This is a genomic window from Haloarcula pelagica (assembly GCF_030127105.1).
Taxonomy (GTDB): domain Archaea; phylum Halobacteriota; class Halobacteria; order Halobacteriales; family Haloarculaceae; genus Haloarcula; species Haloarcula pelagica.
In genome coordinates, this window is sequence record NZ_CP126161.1 from 2,137,244 (window position 1) to 2,161,504 (window position 24,261).

Here is a 24,261-nt window from a genome sequence, read left to right on the forward strand (position 1 = left end):
GCGCAGTCCGCGTCGTCACGCGCTGTCGTCGGTTCGTGCCGCGACGACGACGCCGGATTTGGTCAGGCGGAGCCGCTGGCCGGCGTCGACACCGTCGAACCGCCGCTCGGTCCCGTCGGGCCACCGGACGTGGACGGTCGCCGTCTCGTGACGGCCGAGTCCGACGTGTTCGACCCGGGAGTCCTGCGAGAGGTAGTCGACGTTCGCGGTCTGCTGGACGGTCTGCTCGGTGTCGCCGGCCGTGACGGTGACGACCGCTCCCAGCGCCGTCGCCCCGTGCTCGTCGACGGCACGGAACTGGAGGCTGTTCCGGGCGCCGGCGGCCCCGTTGTCGTAGACGACGAACGGATCGTCGTAGGTCGCGACCACGAGTTCCTGGGCGCCGTCGCGGTCGTAGTCGAGCGTCGCCAGGCCCCGCCCGTCGGTCTCTCGCATGCCGTTGTCGGTCTTGTTCACGCGAGTGAACGCCTCCTCACCCGACGGGGTCGACTGGAACACCATCGGGTAGGTGTACACCGGATCGGTCCGGTCGACTCTGACGACGTGTTGGGTGGTGTGGACGAGGTCGCGGTCGCCGTCGTTGTCGAAGTCGGTCGCGCTGGCGGCCCATCCCCACCCGCCGTGGCGGACGCCGAACTCGTCGGCGCGGTCGGTGAACGTCCCGTCGCCACCGTTGACCAGGAGCGTGTTGCCCTTCGTCCGGCTGGAGTGGATGACGAACTCCAGCAACCGTTTCAGCCGGTCGTACCGTTCCTGGCTCATGTTCGCCTGCAGGTCCGGGAACCAGATGTTCGAGACGAACACGTCGGGGCGGCCGTCGCCGGTCACGTCCGCGACCTCCGAGGCCATGCCGTTGCGGGCCGTCGCGCCCCCGAGCGACCGGTGAACGAAGGTGCCGTCACCGCGGTTGACGTACAGCGTGTCGTTGTTGTAGTCGTTGGCGACGTGGATGTCCGGTCGCCCGTCGCCGGTGAGGTCGGCGAAACTCGCCGCCAGACTCCAGTGGTCGCCCTCTATCGCGTCGGTCTCGGCGCGGCGGAACTCGCCACCGACGTTCTCGTAGAGGACGTTCGGGTTCCCGTTGTCCTCGGTGACGGTGGTGTTCAGGTTGAAGTAGCCCGCCGGCTTCCGGTCGCGCCAGGACCCGGACTGGTAGACGAACAGGTCCGTGTCCCCGTCGCCGTCGTAGTCCGCCGCCGTCGCACCCAGCGGATACGAGAGGGTCCCGAGGCCGTAGTCGGTCGGCTCGAACGTGCCGCGGTCGTTGTGGTAGGCGTGGACCGTCCCGTCCCGGGTGAACAGCAACAGGTCCGGCCAGCCGTCCCGTTCGACATCGACGAACGCCGCGCTCTTGACCCGGCCGTCGACCGACGGCAGCGCCGTACTCCGGGCGAAGGTCCCGTTCCGGTTCTCGAACAACACCGGCTCCTGGCCGCCGATCGCGAGCACGTCGGTCCAGGAGTCGCCGTTCACGTCCGCCGTGTAGACGCCGGAGTTGCCGCTGCCAACGCCGCTACCGATCGCCTCGTACTGGAGTCCCGACGACGCGGTCACGTCCTCGAACTGGAGGCGTGGCTCCGCGGAGTCCGAGCCGAGTCCCCCGAACGTCCCCGCCGCCGAACAGCCCGCGAGGACGAGCACCGCCGACAGCGCGACCGCCAACGCACCAGCCCGCATCGTCAGACCACCGGGAGCGCCCACCGCTCACGCGAGGGCACCAGATAGCTCCCCCGCCGGAGCGTCTCGAGGTAGTCGACGATCCCGTGGTCCTCGGCGGGCACGTCGAAGTCGTACTCGTCGACGTTCATCGCCCGCCGAGTCTCGACGAAGTCGGCCATCGTCGCCTGCACCGAGTTGAACTGGAACCCGGTGCCGTCGTGGACCGTCGTCGCGACGCCCTCGGTCCGGCGGAGGATGCGCGTCTCGAAGTCGTCGTCCCGGGCACGGGCCAGTTTCTGTGAGTGGCCGACCCGGTCGTACGCCGCGGCGTGAGCGTCGAGGTCGTCGACATCCGCTTCGGTGATGCCGCTGTCGCTGCCGAGTTTCTCGCCGATGGGGCCGACATCGTCGGCGCTGTGGGCCGGACAGAACATCTCGGCCGTTCGGTCCTCGCGGGACTGGTCGTACCACCGGTCGAGGTCGATCCGGAGCGTCGAGGACGCGAGCGTCGTGCCGCCGGCGAAGGGGCCGTCGTCGATGGTGACCAGGTCCTCGCTGGGGAGGTTGTCGCGGAACCCCGACTTGAACCCCATCGACAGCGGGGCGTCCTCGGGGATGTCGTCGGAGTCGAGTTTGTCGGCCGGCAGCCCCTTCCCGATGTAGCCGACGTGGCGGCCGGCCGTCGAGAAGACGCCCTCGAACGTCGCGTCGACGGCGAGGCCGTTGACACGCTCGACCTCGCCGAACAGCGCGGCCTCCGCTTCGAGGACGACCGAGCCGATGTCGCTGGTCAGCACGAGGACCGCGTCGTAGGCGTCGGCCTTCTCGGGTGCTTCGCCGACGGCTTCGAGGACCGACTCGGGCGTCGTGATCGCTTCCGGGACAGCACCGACCTGCTCGAAGTACTGCGGCGCGTAACCGAGCATGAACAGGAGGCCGCGGTTGAACGCGGCCCCGGCGTTGCCGCCCGTCCCCCACTGGAAGGCGCGAGCCAGCGTCCCGAGCGCGTCGGCCACCTGGGAGCGCTCGGCCGTCGTCGGCGGCGCCGACCCCTCGTAGGAGAGGCCGACGACGACGAGTTGCTGTGGCGGGACCGTGTTGCCGTGGGCGTCCCGGACGAGGAACTCGCCCCATCGGTGCTGGCCGTCGGGGGCCGCCTCGGGGTCGCCGCGCGGGAACCGCGGCCCCGCCTCCGTCGTCGTGTGCGCTGACTCGCTCTGCCCGTCGAGTTTCGCCTGTTCGCTGTCGAGGCACGCCGAGAGGGCGCTCGTCCCGCCGATCGCCACCGCTGCGCGGACGAAGTCCCGGCGAGAGAGGTCCTGTGACTCATCTGGACGCATTGACTGTGGTACCGAATACCAGATGTTAATTCTTTCGCTGCTACCCCCCGACAGCCCGGCCCGCTACTGGCCACCACGCCGTGCAGCCGGAGCCGTCCTGTCGGGGAACGTCGATGATCGACCACAACATTTATTATCGGTTGGTGGGCTCGTCTGACTGTACGCATGTCTAACGCGACTGACGACTACAGCGACGTGATTAGCCGACGGCGATTCGTTCAACTGACTGGTGTCTCCGGGGCGGCTGCGCTGGCCGGCTGTGGCGGCTCCAGCGACGACGGTGGCTCGACCGAGAGCAGTGACGGCAGCACGGGCGACTCGTCCTCGACCGACAGCCAGGGCGGGTCGGGCGTCATCGATACCACCCTCACCGGGGCGACGAACAACGGGGTCCCGTCGAACCTCCACGTGAACCCGATGGCGACACAGAACTACGACTGGATCGCCGGCAACCACCTCTTCGAGCGGTTCGCCGCCTACAACTTCAGCACACAGGAGTTCGAACTGGCGGGCCTGTCGGACTGGTCGTTCGAGGGGACGACGGTCACGCTCACGCTCCGGGACGACCTCGCGTGGGACACCGGCGACGCCGTCACGGCCGCCGACGTGATCCTGCAGTTCCGGCTGATGAAAAAGACCGGCGCGACCCTGTGGGACTTCGCCGAGAGCGTCGAGCAGGGCGAAGACGACAAGACGGTCGTCATCAACCTCGAACGTCCCTCGAACCCGGAGATCATCAAGCACACACTCGCGAACGGCGACCTGCGCATCCACGGCTACCGGCCCGTCTACGAGGAGTTCCTCGACAAGGACGCCGCGGCGATCCAGCAGTTCGCCTGGGAGGAAGACATCCACGGCAACGGCCCGTTCAGCTTCGAGTCGAAGAACGACCAGGCCTGGACGCTCTCCCGCAACGACGAGTTCTACGACGCCGACAACATCAACTTCACCGGGTACGAACTCCTGAACCGGCAGGACAACACCGCCCTCCAGCAGGGGCTGATGGGTGGCGGGCTCGATGTCGTCACGAGTCTGTTCGCCCCGCCGAAGATCGTCGCGAACTTCCCGGACCGCGTCGAGGAAGTCACGCTCCCGGCCAAGTGGGGCTACGGCGTCCTGTTCAACCACGACGACGAGCACTTCGGCAAGCGGAAGGTTCGCCAGGCGGTCGCACACGTCATCAACCGCCAGCAGGTCGCCGACAACGCCGGCCCGCGGACGAAAGACCCCGCACCGAAGGTCACCGGCATCGCGCCGGCCGACCAGGAGTCGTGGCTCGGCGACGCCTACGGCAACTTCGAGGGGTACGGCATGGACGCCACCCAGTCGGAGAAAGCCGCCTCGCTGCTGCGTGACGCCGGCTACTCGAAGTCCGGCGGCACGTGGCAAGACAGCAACGGGAACGCGCTGGGCGGGAGCTACGTGACGCCGGCGGGCTGGACCGACTGGACGACCGCGACCAACACCGTCGTCGACCAGTTGAACGCCTTCGGGTTCGACTTCGAGATCAACTCGCTGCCCGGCGGTGACTACTTCGGCGCGTACATCGAGTCCAACTTCACGATGGGCGCGTTCTACTGGCTGCCCGGCGGCGCTCGGTCGTCGTTCCCGTACTTCCCGCTTCGCTGGCAGATGACCAACCCCGACATCGACGGCGGCCACAACTTCCCCGAGGGCGACCACACCGTCCCGGCCATGGACGGCTCGGGCGAGATGACGCTGAACCCGCTCGAAGAGATCCAGAGCGTCGCGACGACGCAGGACGAGGCGGCCGTCTCCGAGACGGTCACTCGCGTCGCGTGGCACCACAACCAGACTCTCCCGATGCTGGGACTGGTCGGGAAGTTCGACCAGTCCTGGCTCACCGACGCCGAGTGGGATGTCGTCTCGAAGGACGACGCGGCGCGGGGCGTCAAGTGGCCGTCGCACTGGCTCCCCAAGCAGGGCAAACTGAGCGCGACGAAGTAACACAATGGTCAACTACTACGTGCGACGGACCGCCAGGGTGTTCGCCACGATCTTCCTCGTGGCGTCGCTGACGTTCGGACTGGTCCGGCTGCTCCCCGGTGGCCCGTTCACACTGTTGCGCGCCCAACTGCTCCGGCAGGGAGTGCCGGCCGAGGAGGTCGACGCCAGGATCGCGAACCTCCAGAACATCCGGCCCGACGCGCCGCTGTGGCGACAGTACGTCGACTACATGCTCGCGCTCGTCCAGGGGAACCTCGGCGAGTCGATCTCGCTCGGCGAACCCGTGACGGCGGTCCTCGCCGGCGCGGCGCCGTGGACGATCTTCGTCGTGCTCGTCTCGACGATCCTCGTGTTCGTGGTCGGCATCTTCCTCGGCTCGCTCCAGGCCTACTGGGAGGGGACCCGGTTCGACCAACTGGTCTCGGGCGTCTCGATCTCGCTGATGTCGGTGCCGTTCTACGTCGTCGCCGTCGTCATGCTGTACGTCTTCGCCTACCAGTTCGGCTGGCTCCCGACGGCTGGGACGGTCGCCAACGGCGTCGAGCGGGAACTCGGCGTCCCCTTCGTCGTCAGCGCGCTGAAACACAGCGTGCTGCCGATCCTCTCGTACACGCTGGGTGCCGCCGGCGGCCAGGCGCTCGCGATGCGGGGCAACAGCATCCAGGTGCTTGGTAACGACTACGTCCAGGTCGCGCGGCTTCGCGGGCTGTCCGACCGGCGTATCGCGACGCGATACGTCGCCCGCAACGCCATCCTGCCGATGTACACCGGCTTTTTGCTCCTGCTCGGCTTTCGCCTCGGCGGGACCGTCATCTTAGAACAGATCTTCTCCTACACCGGGCTGGGCTACTACATGATCTCGGCGCTGAACGCCAACGACTACCCGCTGATGATGGGCACCTTCCTCGTCATCACCGTGGCGCTCGTGTTGGGCGTCTACGTCGCCGACCTGACATACAGCAAGATCGATCCGCGGATCAGCGCAGGTGAGTCAGATGAAGCATACTGAGAGCGAAAGCGTCGACTGGCGATCGGAGGGCTCGTCGGCGCCCGACCTAACGACCGGCGAGCGAGCCAGAGAACTGTACGAAGAGCGGATCAGGACGCCGTTTCTCGTCGCGTGGGCGGACTGGCGCACACGGCTGGGCGCTCTCATCATCGGCGGCTACCTGCTGGTGGCCCTCGTGGCGGTGCTCGGGCTCTGGCGGGAACCGTCGACGAGCCAGGCCCCGCGGTATCTGATGCTGTTCGAGAACATGAACTATCCGCTGGGGACGACCGCCTCTGGGACCGACCTCGCGGCGCTGATCATCCACTCGACGCCTGACATCCTGTTGATGATCACGGCCGGTGCCGTCTGGGCGACAGGGGTCGCCGTCGCCATCGGGACGCTGGCGGGCTACAAGGGCGGCCGCGTCGACCGGACGCTGATGTCCGTCTCCGACCTCGTGATGGCGATTCCGGGGCTCCCGCTGGTCATCATCCTCGCGGTGACGCTCAACCCCGAGAACCCCATCCTGCTGGGCATCATCATCAACATCAGCTACTGGGCCGGACTGGGCCGGTCGCTGCGTTCGCAGGTGCTGACCATCCGGGAGAACGACTACGTCGAGGCCTCCCGGACGATGGGCGTCAGCACGCCCCGGATCATCGTGAAGGACATCATCCCGAACCTGATGCCGTACGTGACGGTCAACTTCGTGTTCGCCGCGCGGTACGTCATGTTCGCCTCGGTCGGGCTGTACTTCCTGGGCGTGTTGCCATACTCGACACAGAACTGGGGCGTGACGCTCAACTTCGCCTACAGCGGCGGCGCGCTGTTCTCCTGGAGCGCGGCCCACTGGCTGCTGGCCCCGATGGTCGCCATCATGGGCCTGTCGCTCGGGCTGATCCTCCTCGGACAGGGGATGGACCGCGTGTTCAACCCCCGCGTCCGGACCCGGATGGCCGGCGAGTCGAAGTCGACGGCCACGGACGACGAAGACGCCGGTGTGACGGAGGTGCTCTGAGATGGCCTCCGAGCCCGTGACACAGCGGCGGGGCGACCCGACGGCCGCGACCGACCCCATCATCGAGATGCGCAACGCCAGGGTCACCTACGACGACGGCGAGACGTTCGTCTTAGACGACGTGAGCATGGCCGTCGAGCGCGGCGAGGTGCTGGGCGTCGTCGGCGAGAGCGGGAGCGGGAAGTCGATGTTCGCGTCGGCGATGCTGGACGCGATCCCCGATCCCGGCCGGCTCTCGGGGGAGATCCTCTATCACAAGGACGACGGGACGACGATCGACGTGCTGGAACTCAGTGACGAGGAGCTCCGTCAGTTCCGCTGGGAGGAAGTCGCCATGGTGTTCCAGGGAGCGATGAGTTCGTTCAACCCCACGATGAAAGTCGGCGGGCACTTCGAGGAGACGCTGAAGGCCCACGACGCACACGTGACCGAGGGGATGGCGTTCGCGCGCGAACTCCTCTCTGACCTGTATCTCGACCCCGAGCGGGTGCTCGACGCGTACCCGCACGAACTCAGCGGCGGGATGCAACAGCGCGCGCTCATCGCGCTCTCGCTCGTGTTGGAACCGAACGTGCTCGTGATGGACGAGCCGACGGCCGCGCTGGACCTGCTGATGCAGCGGTCGATCCTGATGCTCTTACAGGAACTCCAGGCGAAACACGATCTGACGATGGTGTTCATCACCCACGACCTGCCGCTGGTGGCCGCGCTGGCCGACCGGATGGCGGTGATGTACGCCTTCGATCTGATCGAAGTCGCGCCACGCGATCGGCTCATCGGCGACTCCGGGCACCCGTACACGCGCGCGTTGCTCAACTCCACGCCGAACCTCGACGCGCCGCTCGACGAGATGACCGCGATCGAGGGCCAGAGTCCCGCGCCGATCAACGTCCCGTCGGGCTGTTCGTACGCGCCACGCTGTCCGCTCGCGACCGAGGAGTGTCGCGAGGTCGACCCCGAGTTCTCCGACACGGGCGACGGCCACAGCACGGCCTGTCACCACTGGGAGCAAGCCCGGCAGTCCATCGAGCTGAACTACGAGACGGCCGACGACGGTGAAGTCGCCGACGGTTCGGAGGAGTCCACATGAGTACACCCGATCACACCCCCGACACGACCACACCGACCGACACACCGCTCGTCTCCCTGGAGAACGTCGAAGTCCACTTCGAGAAAGACCAGGGACTGCTCGATTTCTTCGAGGAGCCCGACACCGTCAGAGCCGTCGACGGCATCTCACTGGACATCGGTGAGAACGATGTCCTCGCGCTCGTCGGCGAGAGCGGCTGTGGGAAGTCGACGCTCGGGAAGACGGCCATCGGCCTCCAGCGCCCTACCGGCGGGACCGTCCGCTATCGCGGGCAGGATGTCTGGGCGGCCAAGGATGGTCGGGGTGAGGTCACCGTCCCGTTCGAGGAGATCCGGTCGTCGCTCCAGATCATCCACCAGGACCCGGGCAGTTCGCTGAACCCGAACCAGCGGATCGTCGAGATCCTCGCACAGCCGATCAAACTGACACACCCGGACGTTGGCCGCGGCGAGCGCCGCGAGCGTATCTACTCGCTGCTCGAACGCGTCGGGATGAACCCGGCCGCGGACTTCGCCGACCGCTATCCCCACCAGCTCAGCGGCGGCGAGCAACAGCGTGTCGCGCTCTCGCGGGCGCTCCTGATGAACCCCGATCTCATCCTCGCCGACGAGGCAATCAGTGCGCTGGATGTCTCCCTGCGCGTCGAGATGATGGACCTGATGCTCGACCTGCAGGCCGACTTCGACACGTCGTTCGTCTTCATCTCGCACGACCTCTCGAACGCGCGGTACTTCGCCGAGCACGGTGACGGCCGGATCGGCGTGATGTACCTCGGCGAACTGGTCGAAGTCGGCCCCGCCGAACAGCTCATCGAGGACCCCAGCCATCCCTACACGGAGGTCCTCCGGTGGGCGACGCCGGACCTCGGGCTCGGCTCGGCGGGCGCTAGCGAGCCACCCATGCGGCGGATCGACATTCCGGACCCGGTGAACCCACCGAGCGGGTGTCGGTTCCACACGCGCTGCCCGGAGGCACGCGAGGTGTGCCGGGAGTCCTGTCCCGCCCTCACGGGCGAGACCGACGGCCACCGTACCGCGTGTTTCCGCAGCCAGCCCGACCACGAGTACTGGGACAGCGCGCCGCTGGAAGACTGAGGGCTCGCCGCTCGCCCACAGCTATACAACCCCGGCCCGCGAGGGTCGACCATGCAAACGCTCATCATCGGCGGCACGGGGCTCATCAGTACGGGCATCGCTCGGCAAGCGGACGCCGCCGGCCACGACGTGACGGTGTTCACCCGCGGGAAGACCGACGCCGCCCTCCCGGCAACAGTCGACCACGTCACCGGCGACCGGACGGAGCGTGGGGCTCTCGAACGGGCCCGCGAGACGGTCGCACCCGACTGCGTGATCGATATGGTCGGCTTCGCGCCGGCGGAGATCGAGACAGCGATCGACGTGTTCCGCGGCCACATCGACCAGTACGTCTTCTGTAGCACGGTCGACGTGTACCACCGGCCGGTCGAGACCATGCCGATCCGGGAACGCGCCGCCCGCGAGCCACCGGTCAGCGAGTACGGTCGGGACAAGGCGGCCTGTGAAGACCGCCTGTTCGATGCGACCCGGACCGCCGGCTTTCCGGCCACGATCATCCGCCCGTGGCACACCTACGGCGAGGGCGGCGGGCTGATCGATACGCTCTCCAGTGACGCGTACGTCGATCGACTCCGACGCGGCAAACCGATCGTCGTCCACGGCGACGGGACCTCGGTGTGGGCACCCTGCCACCGCGACGACGTGGCCGCGGCGTTCGTCGCCGCGATCGGGAACCACGAAGCGATCGGGGAGGCCTACCACACCACGGCGACCGAGCCGATGACGTGGAATCAGTACCACCGCCGGGCGGCGGCCGCCCTGGACGCGCCGGAGCCGGAGCTAGTCCACGTCCCGACCGACGCGCTTCGTGAGGCGGTCCCGGACCGGGTGGCGCCACTGCTGAACCACTTCCAGTTCTCGACGGTGTTCGACACGGCGAAGGCCGAACGCGACCTGGGCTTCCAGCAGACGGTCTCGTGGGCGGAGGGTGTCGAACGCACCGTCGCCCGCCTCGAAGCCGACGACGCGATCGACGACTGGGACAGCGACCCCGAGTACGACGCCGTCGTCTCGGCGTGGCGCGACGCGACCGCGGGCTTTACCGCCGCACTCCGATAGGTCGGCGGGCCGGCTACCGACGGTCGATGGCTCCCACCTGCCCGACCGGGACGTTAATGTAGGTCCACGCAGATGCAAACGTATGGCATTCGGAAAGTACGTCCTCGACGCCGCCTGTGAGCAACGGAACCAGATTCCGCTCTTGCTCGCCGTCGTCCTCGTGATGGGGTTCCTCCTGGCGTTCTCGTTTCTCTTCCTCCAGCCGGGAACCGCCGCCTACGTCATCGCGCTCGTCGACCTGATACTCGTCGTCGGCTGTCTCGTCACGTTCGGTGGGACGTACTGGTACTGCACGAAACGAGCGATGGAGGAGTGACCTACGTGTCGAGGAACGCGGCCGTCTCCGCGGCGAGGGCTGCTATCTCGTCGTCGTCCGTCTCGGCGATCTCGTCGAGCGCGTCGGCGTAGCGTTCGTCGCCGAGGTGTCCGAGCGTCTGGACGGCACGGGCCCGCAGGACGCGCTCGTCGGCGTCGAGACACGCGATCACCGTCTCCGCGACCGGATCGACCGCCCGCGGGGACTCCCGGGCGACCGCTGCGAGGATGTCCAACGCCGCTCCGCGGACGACCGGGTCTTCGGCCGTCGCGACCTCGGCGACGGTCTCGACGTGGCCGGCGAGCGCCGACGGATCGGCCTCGGCCACCGCGACGACGACGTTGGCGAAGACCTGCCGGGCGACCCGTTCGCGTTCGCGCTCTTCCTGTTCGTAGTGCTGTATCGTCCGCTGGGTGACGCTGTCCTCGACACGCGCCGCGACCGACTGGCTCTCGGTGTGATCCGGTGGCCGGACGAGCCGATCGAGCAGCGCCGCCACGACGGGTGTACAGCGGTCCGGCCGCCGCTTTGCGACAGCCCCGAGCAGCTGTGCGCCGGCGATCTGCACACCGCCGAGCGTCGAGTCGGCTAGCGCTGTCGCGTCGTCGAGAACAGGTGTGGCCGCGTCCGGATCGGCCGTCGCGACTTCGGTCAGCGCCGCGGCGGCGGCCTGGACAACGCCGGGATCGTCGTCTCGGAGGAGCCGCCCGAGCGTGTCGACGAACGCGCGAACAGCGTCGACATCGTCGGCCGCGAGCGCGGCACAGACGCGGGCGCCCCGTCGGCGGACGAGTGCACGGTCGGCTTCGAGTGCGGCCACCACCTCCGCCGGATCGACTGACTCGGCTGTGACATCGCTCGGCGCCACTGCCTGAAGCGGTGGCTGGCTAGTACCGGACATACGTGCCTGGTTTCGTGCAGGTGCGTAAATACGTATCGGTGCGAGCTCCCCGGACGGCCACCAGTGCGGACTGGTCGCCTGGGCGACGACACGGCGGTGTCCGCCAGTAGCGAGTCGTGCACTGCTGAACGAGCGAATACCCTATGATCGTCGTTGTGTCATTAGTTCGTTTCTCTCCATAGAACGAGAAAACACACTACTGCGGCGGGGTAATATGGTCAGTAGGATGCTATGTCTGCGGCGACGTAATATATTCCGTACCGGTCTGTGCTCGCCTGATCACTGCCACAGTTCCGCTCGGCAGCCGTCGGTATAACGATCGTACTACTGTTATCGGTAAGCATCTGACGGAGCCCGCTGTCGTTCCCGGAGAGCGGGGTCGGCGCGGTGTTGTCGGCTGTTTCGGGAGCGAGTCACGACTGAACCCTTTCAAGACAGAAATAGATGCAATATACGTCCGGATATTTCGGATTCTATTCTCAAGAGAGTCAAAAAATATTCTCTTGGACAATATAGGTCTTGAACAGTCATAAATATCGAAAATATAGATATAAATATCATATACTGTCCTTCAAAATCCGAATTATAACACCACTATCCGATTTCTGCGACTAATTCGGGGAACAGCGGTCACCCTCTCTGACGTGGCGCGGCCCTGTCGGACCGGAGGTGTTCACGTGCACGCTCGGCGAGGAGGAGCTCTCGCTGTGGACGACGGGCGCACCGTGCTGTCGGTACCGAGATCGGTGAGGGAGCATCGATGTCTTCCGAAATTCCCAGTTAGAGCAACCAAGTCCCAGACCTACTGTCGGTATCCCGAAAGGTATTTTTCGGCGTTAACGGAACGGCCAGGCATGAATGCAAAGTGGGTCGACCACCTCAACATCCGCGTTCCAGCCGACCGTATCGACGAGTTCGTCGCACTGTACCGGGACGCGCTCGGATTCGAGATCGAACACCTCGACGACTACCGGGCCGGCGAGAAGGGATTCTTTTATCTACGAGTTACTGAGGAGTCGGTGTTCCACGTCGCTCCGACCGACTCGTTCACGGAACCGGACAACGACGCGTTCAACCACGTCGCACTCTACGTAGACGAACCCCGAGAGATGGTACGAGAGCGATTAGCGGCGAGCGAGGCGAAGATCGTCGATGTCGTCGATGAACGGCTGGGCGCGACGGGAGCGTTCCCGTCGATATACTTCGAGGACCCGTTTGGCTACCTTGTCGAACTGAAATCCCCGGCCATCGACGCGTAACGCCGTCCGATCAGAGACACCAGACATCCCGTCAGGTCGGCCGTCCTCTTCCAGTGTGGGACCGCTATCGGCGTGTTGGACTGTCCCGCTCTCGACGTGGATGCGAACTGTGGACGTGAGGCCCCACACCGTGGCTGACAGTCGACGAGTCCCATCCTCACGCCAGCACATCGATCACCGCTGTAAGAAACTCGCTTCTTTGGGGTTGCTTGTCTATCTCGGAAACGGTGTTTACGACATCACTGAACAGGGAGCACACTCAGAGACCTCAGCTCCGATGACGAGTTTCTATCATCCGTTTATCGACCCCAACACGAATATCATGGATCGGCTTCTCCCACCAGTCTCAACCGGAACCTGGTAATGGACGAACTTTTCAACGGCGGCGGTATACCGGAGACTGGTGGCGATGACGAACTGTTACCCCCGCTGAGACCCAGTTTCTATTAATAGATGCTCCTATCGCTCGGGTAGCTTCCATGCCTGCCCGACATCGACGAGTTCGTCGGATTCGGGCAGTTGGTTCGCAGGCCGTTCGACGATATCCATGATTTCGGCGGCTCTGAAGACGCGGTTCTGGTCGTTGCCGGTTATTTCCTCTACAACACCGTCTGTTTCGAGTGTTTCAATAGCGTTGTTTGCCGTCTGATAGACAACGTCGATTCGTTCGCTAGCTTCACGGACGGTAAAATACGGATCCTCGAACAGTGCGAGAGAAAGACGACGGACAGATTTCGCTGCGTCCGAGTAGCGAGACTGGTACTCTTTTCTCTTGTCGACGAGCAGTTTTGCTCGGACGAACGCCTCTTCGGCCTGCTCTCGGATTCCCCGGAGAAAAAACTGGAGCCATTCGTCCCAGGCGCCCTCTTCACTCACAGCAAGCAATCGATCTGCATACTCGGTTCGGTGTCGTTCGATATACGAACTGAGGTAGAGCATCGGGTAATGAAGGAGGCCACTCGAAACGAGCATGAGCACGACGAGTAGTCGGCCGACTCGTCCGTTCCCGTCTTTGAACGGATGGACCGTCTCGAACTGATAGTGAGCGATCGCGATGTCGACTAGATCGGGCCACTCAGAGCCCTGCTGAACGAACCGCTCTAAATCGTCGATCAGCCCCGGAACCATGTCTGGTTTCGGCGGGACGAACCGAATCTGTGTCCCGACGCCATGTGGCCCCTGCTCTTCGATTGCAGTGTACCCCGGTCGAAATTCACCCGGTAATGGATCTTCTCCGTCCGCCCGTCCCTTGATTAGTAACTGCTCGTGGAGCGATTTGATGAGTTCCGTCGTTATACTCTGCCGTTCGATACCGGCGGTCTGGAGAAACGAGATAGCATCGTCGAGAGCAGTGATATAGTTTCGAGCTTCTCTCACATCGGCTTCGTGGTCACTCTCGACTGTCTCTCGGATCTGGAGTTCGTCGACATCGTATCGATAGAGGTCAGACACAGTCACGGCTGTCCCTTCAACCTGGGACGACTGCTCAGCTTCCTTGTAGACAAAGGAACTGAACACAGCGCCAGGATTGTCGATCTCACTGCCGAGTCCCTCTAGTCGACCGAGAGACCACATCGCTCTCGAGACTTCCGCAACAACAGCATGCGATAGTTCCAGTGTTGGAGGAAGTTTATCCGGGAAGTACGCCTTCGAGAGATGCTCATCGGTCCGGAGTGGCATGTACTGCCCGGGCGCAGTTGAAGGGAGATCGTATCCGTCTCTCATTGCGCATGCTTGAACCCCGTTTGATTAAAAATTTCTGCATATTATTAGAACTGCAATCGTGATTTAGAGAGCTCATGATACTATTCTATCGAAAATTAGGATTGGCGTAGTGCTAAATCGAGACTATTGCAGTCCAAGCTGGTATCGATGGTATCAGTTCAGTCGTGTGTGGGGGAAATTGAGAATGGGATTCGGTTAGTACAGCGCATAGGCCTCCCAAAGCTACAGTTGCTTGGGCGCTTCCGTCGACTAGTAGCAGTCTCCTCACAGAACTGTTCTATTGACTTATCGGCCAGCATTCGATAAACGGGTTTTTCAGCGGCGAGAGACACTCAGCAACTGGTGGCGATGACGAAATCGTTACCCCCGCTGAGACCCAGTTTCTAGTAATAGATTCCTCAGCACAAGCGGCTATCCACAGAGACACTCGTGACCCTGTGAGGACCGACCCACGACGAACGCGTGGAGTTCCGTCGCAAGCGCGTACATCGTCTCCGCGCGCTCTGCTGCCGCGAGTCCATCCTGATAGTACGTCTTCGCACGGTGGTCGCGCCACAGATCTGCGAGGGCGGCCGCCATCGATTCGTCGAAGATACCGGCCGAGGCTGCCTCCCGATACACCCGTGGATGCGTCCCCGGCAGATCTTTCGGCTCCATCGTCCCGCGTTCGAGCAGTCGGAACTCGACGGTTCGCTCCATCGCCACGAACGATGCCTCGATGACGAGCGTGTAGTACCCCTGTTCCTGTAGCGCCTCCGCACCGGCGAGCAACCGACACGCCTTCCGGAGTTGGGGCAACGCGGCATCGGAAACGTCGAGGCCACGTTCGATGTCGGTCGGACGCCGGTCGAAGGCGGCCTGTGCGTCGGCGAGGAGTTGTTCGATACGCGTGCTACTCATCGGCGAACACCGCCTTGCGAATCGACTGAAGTCGCTCACTGCCGACGACGGTGATCCCCTCGTCGAAGATGTCCCGAAGTTTCGATCCTGCCCGGGCCGCGCTGTCGACGGACTCGACGTACGGTTCGAACGCGAACCGATCGCCGTCGAATCGCTCTTCCGAGAGGTCGCTCACTACGTCGGTCACGAGTCGACGCGCAGCAGTCCGGTCGCCGTCGACGACGACGAACAGGTCGATATCACTCCGTCTATCGGCTTCACCGCGGGCGACACTGCCGAACACCACGATGCCGACGAGGTCGCTGCTGTCGTCGCTCTCGTCGAATGTGTCCCGAACACGCTCGACGAACGCACGGATCGGCTCGTGAAATTCGACCTGCTCGACAGCCAGTATCGGGTCGCTCTTCTGCAGGCGCTCGGGGTCGATCGAGACGTAGTTGCGCTGTGGCGTCTCGCGCACTCGAACGACACCGATGCTATCGAGCAGGTCGACGGACCGCCAGACCGTCGAGCGGGCGGCACCAGTCGCGTCGACGAGTTCGGGTATCGAGAACTCCGTCTCGTGGGCGTCGGCGAGCAGATCGAGTATCTCGTCGGCCGCACTGAGACGGAACACGTCGGTTCCGGTACCGATGTCGATACAGACCGTGGTTTGACGTTTCATCAGCTCGGACACTGTCCGATTTTACGCAACGACGTATAGTATAGGTTGTGCAGCTACCGACTGGTGGCCGTCCGAGCGGCTTGCTACAACAAATAACCGACCTCCAGGCTCGTCCGTCAACAAACGAGTTTTTCACGGAGAGAACGCTACACCGGTGTGGTGGCGATGACGAACCGTTACCCCCGCTGAGACCCGGTTTCTATTAATAGATTCGCCGATAGTCAGCAGCCGTCCTATCCACGGAGACACTCATGATCCGGTGACGGACAACCCACGACGAAGGTATGACCTTCCTTCGCAGGTACGTACATCGTAGCCGTGAGTTGCTTGTCCGTTCGACTTGCAGCCACATATTGGGAGGTAAAAACCACCAATTTCAAATCAAAAAATGCGAATATAATACCATAACGTTCCTGACGACGATACTCTTTCTGGACCCCGTATATTTTTCTACTGAAGATCTGGATATTATGTCATTATTTGCCTCGAAATAGCTTATCTACGTCCGTCGAAGGGGAGACCGACTTTGTTGACCGCCAAGAGGGCCTCGATGACGTCGTCGATGGTCACATTCCCTGGCTGATTGGACATACTCGTCGACGCGTCACAGGCTGCGGCCGCGATGGCACGCAACTGCGCATCGTCGCTGGCATCGACGTGGACCCCGGCAAGCGTCGTGGGCAGACCGACGTCGTTGGCGAATGCGGCAATCTCCCGGCGCTCAGCTGTCGGCCGGTCTTCCAGCGCCAGCTGGGCGAGCAGGCCGACACAGACCTTCTCGCCGTGAGCTGCGTCGCCGCCGACGGCAGTCGCGATGCCATCGTGGATCGCGTGGGCGGCGGCCAGCCCCCCGTTCTCGAACCCCAGTCCCGACAGGAGGATGATGGCCTCGGTCACGTCCTCGACCGCCGGCGTCACGGCGCCGCGTTCGACCGCCTCGACAGCGGCCCGGCCCTGCTCGCGGAGAATCTGGCCGCACTCGGTCGCGATGGCCCAGCTCCCTCGGGTCGGCCGGCCGCCGGCAACCGTCTCTCCATCGCTTCCAGCCGCCGCCCTCACCTCGTACTCCGTCGCGAGTGCATCACCGATACCAGACACGAAGAACCGTGTCGGTGCGGCGGCGACGACCGCGGTGTCCACGTATACGAGGTCGGGTCGCTGATCGTGGGTGCGGCCGGTATCGAGGCCGCCGTCCGCGTCGTACAGAACCGACAGACCACTTGTCGGCGAGTCGGTCGACGCGATGGTCGGCACCGTCACGAGCGCCCCGCTAATGCCAGGGCGTACTGCTTTTGCCGTGTCCAGGGCCTTCCCGCCCCCAGCACCAACCACGACATCGGCGCCGAGTTGGCGGGCGATGTCCGTCAAGCGATCTATCTCTCCAGCCGTGCACTCGCCCCCGAATTCGGCGACCGACAGTGCACACGCCGCTTCGGCGAACGCCGCCTCGATGCGATCTCCCAGGACCGAGAGTACCGTCTCGTCTGCGACGAGTATCGCCTGGGTCCCCAGGGTCGCAGTCGCAGACCCGAGGTCCGAGAGAATCCCCTCGCCCTGGAGATAACGGCCGGGAGCGACGAACGCACGTTGCATGCTAGTAAGTTCACGGCTGGCAGTTATTACTCTTTGTATGACGAGACGGACGTACACTTCGTCCCGCCTGCTGAAACGTACGGTGGAGAATTAACAATGCCGGGACGACAGCACAAGTCGTTACGGCATTCGGTATACCCAGGAAGGGCCGTGAGACGCGGTCGGTACGCAGTCACTGGCCCTACAGTCCACACCTGACGTGAAAACTGTCCCCGTCAGTCGTGGCGTACCGATTATAGTAACACGTGTACTTCTGTTATCTTTCTGTTCCGTCGCACAACCGCCTGTTTCTCGCTCCCTGGCCCAAGGTATTACCAGACTGAATGAGGTGGTACCTGTGTTCCAATTGGCGAGATAAAACGGTAGGAATTCTTACATGTGAAATATATTTTCGCATCTGTTCTTTTCATCGGAACGTTTAATGCTGATCGTTCGTTATATATTAGCCATGTCCGACTCGCGTTCCGGCCCCGACGGTGACACGGTGCAGACAGTCCAGACCTCGTTTCGCGTTCTCGAAGCGCTCGAGGCCAAACAACCAGCAGGTGTCACCGAGGTCGCCGAGTCGCTGGACCTCTCGAAGAGTGCCGCTCACCGCCACCTCTCGACGCTGCGTGCCGAAGGGAAAGTCGAGCAGGTCGACGGCGACTACCGGCGGACGTTGGGAGACCAGACGGCCAGTCTCGACGTGGCCTTCGGTATCATCGAGGTCCTGAAAGAGCGAGGCCAAGCACCTGTCGAGGCGGTCGCAGAGGAGCTGGACGTGTTGCCTTCCACGGTCGAGCACTATCTCTCGTGGCTCGAATCCGAGGACTACGTCGTCCAGCGGGGCAACCAGTACGAGAACGGCCTGCGGTTCCTGGACCTCGGCGAACGGGTCAAGCACAGCACCGGCGTCTTCGACATCGCCGCCGACGAGGTCGATCGGCTGGCCGACGAGAGCGGCGAACTCGCGTTGTTCAGTCTCGAAGAGCACGGAGAGAACGTGCTCATGTACAAGTCCAACGGCGACGACGCGATACAGACCTCCCACGAGATCGGTCTCCGGGAACCGCTTCACTGCAGTGGTCTGGGGAAGGCCATCCTCTCGGAACTCCCACGGAAACGAGTCGAGGCGATCGTCGACGAGCGAGGCCTCCCGCAGTTCACCGAACACACCATCACCTCCCGGGACCGCCTCTTCGACGAGCTGGAGCGGACCCGCGAGCGGGGCTACGCCATTGACGACGAGGAAGCCAAGCCAGGAATCCGGTGTGTCGCCGCCCCCGTCGTCCTCGGTGACGGTGACCTCTACGGCGCCGTCAGTGTGACGGCCCCGCGGAGTCGGATGGAAGGTGAGCGACTGGAGGAGGAGCTCCCAGAGATCGTGACCGGCGTGGCCAACGTCATCGAGGTCAACGCCATCTACGCCTGAACTGCGACAACGGATTTCTGTTCGTGCTGTGTCGTCGGTCACGCGGTCTGTCCCAGCTGACGCTCCTCTCCGGCCAGGATGTTTTGGTCCGTCTGCGTATCGAAGAGGTGGAGACTCGTCTCGTCGAACGTGAGCGAGACGGGGTCGCCGTGGGCCGGTTTGAAGTCCGCTGAGGCCCGCACCGTACATTCCTCATCGCTGAGTTGGACGTACAGGAAGTTGTCGGACCCGATGGGTTCGACGACATCGATGGCGGTTTCGATGACGTTGGTCGCCCCGGCGTCGGCGACGCTGATGTCCTCGGGACGGATACCCATGATGAGTTCGTCGCTGGTCGCGTTGTGCCGGACGCGCTCTGCCAACTCGGCCGAGAGCTCGTACTCGAACTCGTCGTGGACGAGGGTGTCGCCGTCGAGTCGGATGTCGAAGAGGTTCATCGCGGGGCTCCCGATGAAGTCCGCGACGAAGAGGTTCGCCGGCTGGTTGTAGATCTCGTCGGGGGAGCCGACCTGCTGGATGGTTCCGTCGGCGATGATGACGATGCGGTCGGACATCGTCATCGCCTCCTCCTGGTCGTGGGTGACGTACATCGTCGTCGTGTCGAGCTCGTCGTGAATGCGCTGGAGCTCCGTCCGCATGTGCATCTTGAGTTTCGCGTCCAGGTTCGACAGGGGCTCGTCCATCAGGAACACTTCCGGTTCGCGGACGATGGCGCGACCGGTCGCGACGCGCTGCTGTTGCCCACCAGAGAGACCGGCTGGTCGCTTCTCCAGGTGCTCGCTGATGCCCATCATCTCGGCGGCTGACTCGACACGCTGGGAGATCTCGTCCTTGGAGAGATCTGTCGTCAACTGGAGCCCGTAGGACATGTTCTCCCGGACGGTCATGTGGGGGTACAGCGCGTAGTTCTGGAACACCATCGCGATGCCGCGGTCGCGCGGATGGACGTCGTTGATGACGCGGTCACCGATTTTGATGGTCCCGCCGGTGATATCTTCGAGGCCCGCGACCATCCGCAACACGGTCGACTTTCCGGACCCGGACGGACCGAGGACCGAGAGGAACTCCCCGTCTCTGATCTCGAGGTCGATGTTCTGGACCGCTACGACGTCGTCGTATCGCTTCTCGACATTCTGAAAGGTAACCTGGCTCATGGCCGACTATCCTAGTGTGGTCTAACCAAACATATATAATTTATCCTTTGAAACCCCGAAGCGCCGATTTCGCGGCCGAGCGTATCTGAACGCCGTTTTCTATCCTCGGCCCATCTATGCCACCATCCCAAAATATAAATAGTTAAAATTCATTGGAGCACATGATGGCACGAGAACACCGTAGTTCCAGGACCAGGCGTAACTTTATAAAGACGGCCGGCGCTGCAGGGCTCGTCGGCCTCGCTGGCTGTGGCGGCTCCGGCGATGGCGGCGGTGGCTCCGGTAGCGACGGTGGTTCCGGTAGCGACGGCGGTTCGACCGGTGGCTCGGGGTCCGGGACGACGACGCTCCAGTTCTGGACGCTGTTCGCCGGTGGTGACGGGAAGGCGATGAAGTCGATGGTCGACCAGTTCAACGAAGAGCACGACTCGATCCAGGTCGAACGCCAGCGCCAACCGTTCGCAGAATACTACGATAAACTCTTCACCGCGATGACTGGCGGGAACGCGCCGGACCTCGCGGTCTTCCACACGACGGAACTGCAGCGGTTCAAACAGGCGCTACAGCCACTCGGCGACACGCTCTCGTCGGGTGCCGCAGACCAGTACGTCTCGTCTATCTGGGACTCGACAGAGTTTGACGGCTCGCGTGTCGCGGTCCCGCTGGACACGCACCCGAACGGGCTGTACTACAACAAGGACATCTTCGAGGAGGCGGGTCTGGACCCCGAGAGCCCCCCGACCTCGTTCTCGGAACTGAAGGAGGCAGCCGACACCATCTCGTCCGAAACCGACAAACTGGCGTTCAGCCCGGAACCGTACAACGGGTTCTACGTGCGCCAGTACATCGCGTGGCTCCGGGGACGGGGCGGCTCGTTCCTCAGCGGCGACAAGTCCAGCGCCGAGTTTGGCGGCTCCGACGGCACGGCCATCGGTGAGTTCTACGGGGACATCACCAGCGAGTGGGGCTGGGACCAGGCCGACGCCACGGAGAACCGAGGGACCAAGGCATTCCGGTCGGGCGACATGGCGATGACCGTCAACGGGACATGGTACTTCGGCGTCCTCCAGGAACAGGACTTCGAATGGGGGATGACCAAACCGTTCGTCGGCCCGGGCCAAGAGACCGACATCACGTGGGCCAACAGCCACACCCTCGGGGTCCCTGCGGGGACCGACAAGGCGCAGGCAGCCACCGAAGTCGCCGAGTGGCTCACACAGACGGCCGGGCTGACCTGGGGGACCGACGCCGGTCACCTGCCAGCCGCCTCCGGCGTCCTGGAGTCCGACGAACTCCGGTCCGCGACAGTCTGGAAGAAGACCCTCTCGACGTACAACGAGATGGCACAGGACGGCCAGCTCGCCTACATGCCGAGCACGGAGAACACCAACGACTACAAGCGGCCGGTCAACAAGGCGATCCAGCAGATCTACTCCGGACAGGCGGAGGCTGCCGACGCCATCCCGGCCGCCGCAGACGAGGTTACGAGCAACCTCCAGGGATGACCCCACATGGCAACTGAAGACAATTACTCGTTCATCGGAAAACTCCGGGCGGTCGACCTGAGGGACGCCGAGACGCGGGACGGCATCCTCTTCGCGCTGCCGTACCTCGCGCTGTTCTCGGTGTTCCTCCTCTATCCACTGCTGAAGGGGTTCTACATGAGCCTCTTCGCCTGGAACGCCTTCGCGCCGGCCCAATCGGAGTTCATCCTCTTCGAGAACTACACGCGGATGTTGAGCGATCCGGAGTTCTGGAAGTCGGTCAGAGCCACTGTCGTCTTCGTGGTCCTGACGGTACCGACGCTCGTCGTCTTGGGGCTCGCGCTGGCGCTCGGTGTCAACCGTGACATCAAGGGCAAGCGAGTGCTGCGGACGATATTCTTCAGTCCGTACGTGTTGACCGTCTCGGTCGTCTCGCTCATCTGGGCCGAGCTGTACGCACCACAGTACGGGGCGATAAACTACTACGTCGGGTACCTCGTCTCGAACCCGCCGGCGTGGCTGAACTCCTTTACGTGGGCGATGCCCGCCATCGCGCTCGCGACTGTCTGGTGGACCGTCGGGTTCAACTTCGTCATCCTGATCGCGGCACGCCAGAGCGTCCCCGAGCGATTGTACGAGGCGGCACGAATCGACGGGGCGAGTTCCTGGCGTGCGTTCAAGGACATCACGCTCCCCCAGATGCGTTCCGCCATCGTGTTTGTCACGACCGTCCAGTTCATCTGGTCGTTCCAGGTGTTCGGCCAGGCGTACATCATGACCAACGGTGGGCCAGGCAACTCGACGCAGACGCTCGTGATGTACCTGTTCCGAATGGCGTTCAACGAGGGACAGTTCGGGTACGCGGCCGCGATCGGCTACTTCCTGTTCTTCGTCCTGGTGGCCGTCTCACTGGGTAACTACTACTTCGTCAGCGGAGGGACGGAAACATGAGTACTGCAAGTTCACGGTTCCTGTCGGAGCGAGTCCGGTCGGTGGGCGTCTACGTCGCCCTGTACGGCGCAGCGGCCATCTTCCTGGTGCCGTACGCCTACATGGTGTCGACGTCGATCAAGCCAGAGCAGTTCACGTTCACGAACCAGCCCTACTGGATCCCGCCAGAGGTTACCTTCCGGTGGTACGACGCCGTCCTCGCGGGTGCACCGATGGTCCAGTGGGGGATCAACACGTTCATCATCGCGGCGACCACCACGGTGCTCGTGGTCATCCTCGACTCGATGATCGCGTTCTCGCTGACCAAACTGGACTGGCCTGGCAAGCGCATCGTGTTCACCGTCATCGTCGCCTCGTTCATGGTGCCGGTGTTTGCGAACATGGTGCCGCTGTACACGATCATCACCGACTTCGGGCTGATCAACAATCCGCTCGCGGTCATCCTGCCGTTCAGCGCCATGCCCATCGGCGTGTTCCTGTTCACGCAGTTCTTCAGCGACCTGCCGGACTCGGTCATCGAGGCCGCGAAACTCGACGGCTTCTCGACGTTCCAGATCTACTACAAGATCGTCCTGCCCCTGATGAAGCCGGCCATCGCGGCGCTGTCGCTGTACACGTTCGTGTACACCTGGAACCAGTTCCTCTGGCCGCTCATCGTCCTGCAGGGACAGAACCAGTTCACGCTGCCGGTCGGCATCGTCACGATGCAGCCGACGCAGGTGTTCCAGCCGGGGGCCGAGATGGCGGGGACTTTCCTCGCGGTGCTCCCGCTGTTCGTCGTGTTCCTCGTGTTGCAGGAACACCTCGTGAACGCCGTGCAGATGCAGGGGACCACAGGATAACATGACTCGCCAGTCAACACCGTCGGCGGACGGAACGCGGTCCACGGAGCAACGCGTCCGGACTGGCGGTCGGTCGTCCGGGTCGGTCGACTCCAGCAGCCAGTCGGTGTTCGACCCCGAGTCGTCGGCGGTGACGAGTGGCTGGGCACACGGGGACGAAGACGACGCCGACGACTCGAACGCCGCCGTCGCGACGCTCCGGTTCGTCTACCGGTACAGCACCGCCCTCGTCCCGGCCAGCGTGGTCTGGGCGCTGCTCTCGCTGCCACTCGTGACGGCCGGGCCGGCCAGCGTCGGTCTCTACGCGACGGTCCTCTCGCTCCGGGAGACCGGGCGTGTCGACCGCGACCGCGTTCGCCGGACCGTGCGGGCAACCCTGGTACCGGCGACACTCTTCGGGTTCGTCCCCGTGGCGTTCGTCGGCATCGCGACGCTGTACGTCCTGAGCGGTTTCTCGACCGGGCTCGTCGGGATGGGGCTGACCGCCGGGGCACTGTACGCCGGCCTCTATCTCGGCGTCCTTATGATCCCGACGTTGGTCATGCTGGCGGCGGGGCGAGAACCGAAACCCGCCCTCAGGGACGCCTATCTCTGGATCGCCGGCGAACCGACCGCGGGCCTGCAGCTGTTGCTCGTGACGCTGGTCGTCTTCGTCGCTACGCTCGGTCTCACCATCGGGTTCGTCCTCCTGTTCGGGGCCATCGCAGCGACCTATCACACCGAGGTCGTCACCCGGGCGATACGGGACGACGACACGCCGCTGGGAGGTGACGAGGGCATCCCGGCCGCCGGCGGCTAGCGCTTCTCGTATCTACCACGCCGACTAGCGCGGACGAAAA

Annotated in this window: 21 protein-coding genes and 1 pseudogene; 14 read left to right on the plus strand and 8 right to left on the minus strand. The window is 63.8% G+C overall.

Annotation, left to right across the window (positions count from 1 at the left end; all coding sequences use genetic code 11):
- Positions 1-15: 15 nt before the first annotated feature.
- Both P1L40_RS11215 and P1L40_RS11220 read right to left on the minus strand, forming a co-directional pair.
- On the minus strand, positions 16-1,677 hold the full coding sequence (locus P1L40_RS11215; protein WP_284007048.1) for a CRTAC1 family protein: 1,662 nt from the start codon (positions 1,675-1,677) through the stop codon (positions 16-18).
- A 2-nt stretch (positions 1,678-1,679) separates the two neighbouring features.
- A complete protein-coding gene (locus P1L40_RS11220) occupies positions 1,680-2,999 on the minus strand; it encodes a DUF7405 family protein (RefSeq protein ID WP_284007049.1) in 1,320 nt (439 codons plus the stop codon).
- Positions 3,000-3,164: 165 nt separating this feature from the next.
- Between P1L40_RS11220 and P1L40_RS11225 the strand changes: the two genes are divergently transcribed.
- The 7 genes from P1L40_RS11225 to P1L40_RS11255 all read left to right on the plus strand — a co-directional run bounded on the left by P1L40_RS11225 (position 3,165) and on the right by P1L40_RS11255 (position 10,535).
- On the plus strand, positions 3,165-4,967 hold the full coding sequence (locus P1L40_RS11225) for an ABC transporter substrate-binding protein (RefSeq protein ID WP_284007050.1): 1,803 nt from the start codon (positions 3,165-3,167) through the stop codon (positions 4,965-4,967).
- Positions 4,968-4,971: 4 nt separating this feature from the next.
- Positions 4,972-5,976, plus strand: a complete 1,005-nt coding sequence (locus tag P1L40_RS11230) for an ABC transporter permease (protein WP_284007053.1) — start codon at positions 4,972-4,974, stop codon at positions 5,974-5,976.
- Positions 5,963-6,976, plus strand: a complete 1,014-nt coding sequence (locus P1L40_RS11235; protein WP_284007055.1) for an ABC transporter permease — start codon at positions 5,963-5,965, stop codon at positions 6,974-6,976. The genes P1L40_RS11230 and P1L40_RS11235 overlap by 14 nt, the downstream gene beginning before the upstream one ends.
- A 1-nt stretch (position 6,977) precedes the next feature.
- Positions 6,978-8,066: an ABC transporter ATP-binding protein gene (locus P1L40_RS11240; protein WP_284007056.1), complete on the plus strand. Its 1,089-nt coding sequence runs from the start codon at positions 6,978-6,980 to the stop codon at positions 8,064-8,066.
- Positions 8,063-9,160 (plus strand): oligopeptide/dipeptide ABC transporter ATP-binding protein, encoded by a 1,098-nt coding sequence (locus P1L40_RS11245; RefSeq protein ID WP_284007057.1) that lies wholly within the window; start codon positions 8,063-8,065, stop codon positions 9,158-9,160. The genes P1L40_RS11240 and P1L40_RS11245 overlap by 4 nt, the downstream gene beginning before the upstream one ends.
- Positions 9,161-9,211: 51 nt before the next feature.
- Complete coding sequence (locus P1L40_RS11250; protein ID WP_284007059.1) at positions 9,212-10,219, plus strand: NAD-dependent epimerase/dehydratase family protein; 1,008 nt, start codon at positions 9,212-9,214, stop codon at positions 10,217-10,219.
- 82 nt (positions 10,220-10,301) lie between these two features.
- The gene (locus P1L40_RS11255) at positions 10,302-10,535 is read left to right on the plus strand and encodes a hypothetical protein (RefSeq protein ID WP_284007060.1); all 234 of its coding nucleotides are present in this window, start codon (positions 10,302-10,304) and stop codon (positions 10,533-10,535) included.
- 1 nt (position 10,536) lies between these two features.
- Here the strand turns inward: P1L40_RS11255 and P1L40_RS11260 are convergent, their stop codons facing one another.
- On the minus strand, positions 10,537-11,436 hold the full coding sequence (locus P1L40_RS11260) for a HEAT repeat domain-containing protein (protein WP_284007061.1): 900 nt from the start codon (positions 11,434-11,436) through the stop codon (positions 10,537-10,539).
- Between the two features lie 854 nt (positions 11,437-12,290).
- On the opposite strand from P1L40_RS11260, the gene P1L40_RS11265 reads away from it, so the two are divergent.
- Together P1L40_RS11265 and P1L40_RS23560 are read left to right on the plus strand one after the other, a co-directional pair.
- A complete protein-coding gene (locus P1L40_RS11265; RefSeq protein ID WP_284007062.1) occupies positions 12,291-12,695 on the plus strand; it encodes a VOC family protein in 405 nt (134 codons plus the stop codon).
- Between the two features lie 121 nt (positions 12,696-12,816).
- Positions 12,817-12,948: pseudogene (locus P1L40_RS23560) on the plus strand (MarR family transcriptional regulator); the annotation flags it as partial.
- A 206-nt stretch (positions 12,949-13,154) separates the two neighbouring features.
- Here P1L40_RS23560 and P1L40_RS11270 read toward each other — a convergent pair.
- The 4 genes from P1L40_RS11270 to P1L40_RS11285 form a co-directional block, all read right to left on the minus strand.
- On the minus strand, positions 13,155-14,420 hold the full coding sequence (locus tag P1L40_RS11270; protein ID WP_284007063.1) for a Fic family protein: 1,266 nt from the start codon (positions 14,418-14,420) through the stop codon (positions 13,155-13,157).
- 411 nt (positions 14,421-14,831) lie between these two features.
- Positions 14,832-15,320 carry a DUF8154 family protein gene (locus P1L40_RS11275; RefSeq protein WP_284007065.1) on the minus strand — a complete coding sequence of 163 codons (489 nt, stop codon included), beginning with the start codon at positions 15,318-15,320 and terminating at the stop codon, positions 14,832-14,834.
- A complete protein-coding gene (locus tag P1L40_RS11280) occupies positions 15,313-15,984 on the minus strand; it encodes a nucleotidyltransferase domain-containing protein (RefSeq protein ID WP_284007067.1) in 672 nt (223 codons plus the stop codon). The genes P1L40_RS11275 and P1L40_RS11280 overlap by 8 nt, the downstream gene beginning before the upstream one ends.
- A gap of 495 nt (positions 15,985-16,479) precedes the next feature.
- On the minus strand, positions 16,480-17,577 hold the full coding sequence (locus P1L40_RS11285) for a glycerol dehydrogenase (protein WP_284007069.1): 1,098 nt from the start codon (positions 17,575-17,577) through the stop codon (positions 16,480-16,482).
- 448 nt (positions 17,578-18,025) lie between these two features.
- On the opposite strand from P1L40_RS11285, the gene P1L40_RS11290 reads away from it, so the two are divergent.
- Positions 18,026-18,991 (plus strand): IclR family transcriptional regulator domain-containing protein, encoded by a 966-nt coding sequence (locus P1L40_RS11290; protein ID WP_284007071.1) that lies wholly within the window; start codon positions 18,026-18,028, stop codon positions 18,989-18,991.
- A gap of 38 nt (positions 18,992-19,029) precedes the next feature.
- On the opposite strand, the gene P1L40_RS11295 is transcribed toward P1L40_RS11290, so the two are convergent.
- On the minus strand, positions 19,030-20,145 hold the full coding sequence (locus tag P1L40_RS11295) for an ABC transporter ATP-binding protein (protein ID WP_284007073.1): 1,116 nt from the start codon (positions 20,143-20,145) through the stop codon (positions 19,030-19,032).
- Between the two features lie 164 nt (positions 20,146-20,309).
- Here P1L40_RS11295 and P1L40_RS11300 point away from each other — a divergent pair, with 164 nt between their 5' ends.
- Genes P1L40_RS11300 through P1L40_RS11315 form a run of 4 tightly spaced genes read left to right on the plus strand, consistent with a single transcriptional unit; the run spans position 20,310 to position 24,221 of the window.
- Positions 20,310-21,650 carry an ABC transporter substrate-binding protein gene (locus P1L40_RS11300; protein WP_284007075.1) on the plus strand — a complete coding sequence of 447 codons (1,341 nt, stop codon included), beginning with the start codon at positions 20,310-20,312 and terminating at the stop codon, positions 21,648-21,650.
- 6 nt (positions 21,651-21,656) lie between these two features.
- Positions 21,657-22,580, plus strand: coding sequence for a carbohydrate ABC transporter permease (locus tag P1L40_RS11305; RefSeq protein ID WP_284007077.1), 924 nt, complete (start codon positions 21,657-21,659; stop codon positions 22,578-22,580).
- On the plus strand, positions 22,577-23,422 hold the full coding sequence (locus tag P1L40_RS11310) for a carbohydrate ABC transporter permease (RefSeq protein WP_284007079.1): 846 nt from the start codon (positions 22,577-22,579) through the stop codon (positions 23,420-23,422). The genes P1L40_RS11305 and P1L40_RS11310 overlap by 4 nt, the downstream gene beginning before the upstream one ends.
- 1 nt (position 23,423) lies before the next feature.
- Positions 23,424-24,221, plus strand: coding sequence for a hypothetical protein (locus P1L40_RS11315; protein ID WP_284007081.1), 798 nt, complete (start codon positions 23,424-23,426; stop codon positions 24,219-24,221).
- Positions 24,222-24,261 lie beyond the last annotated feature (40 nt).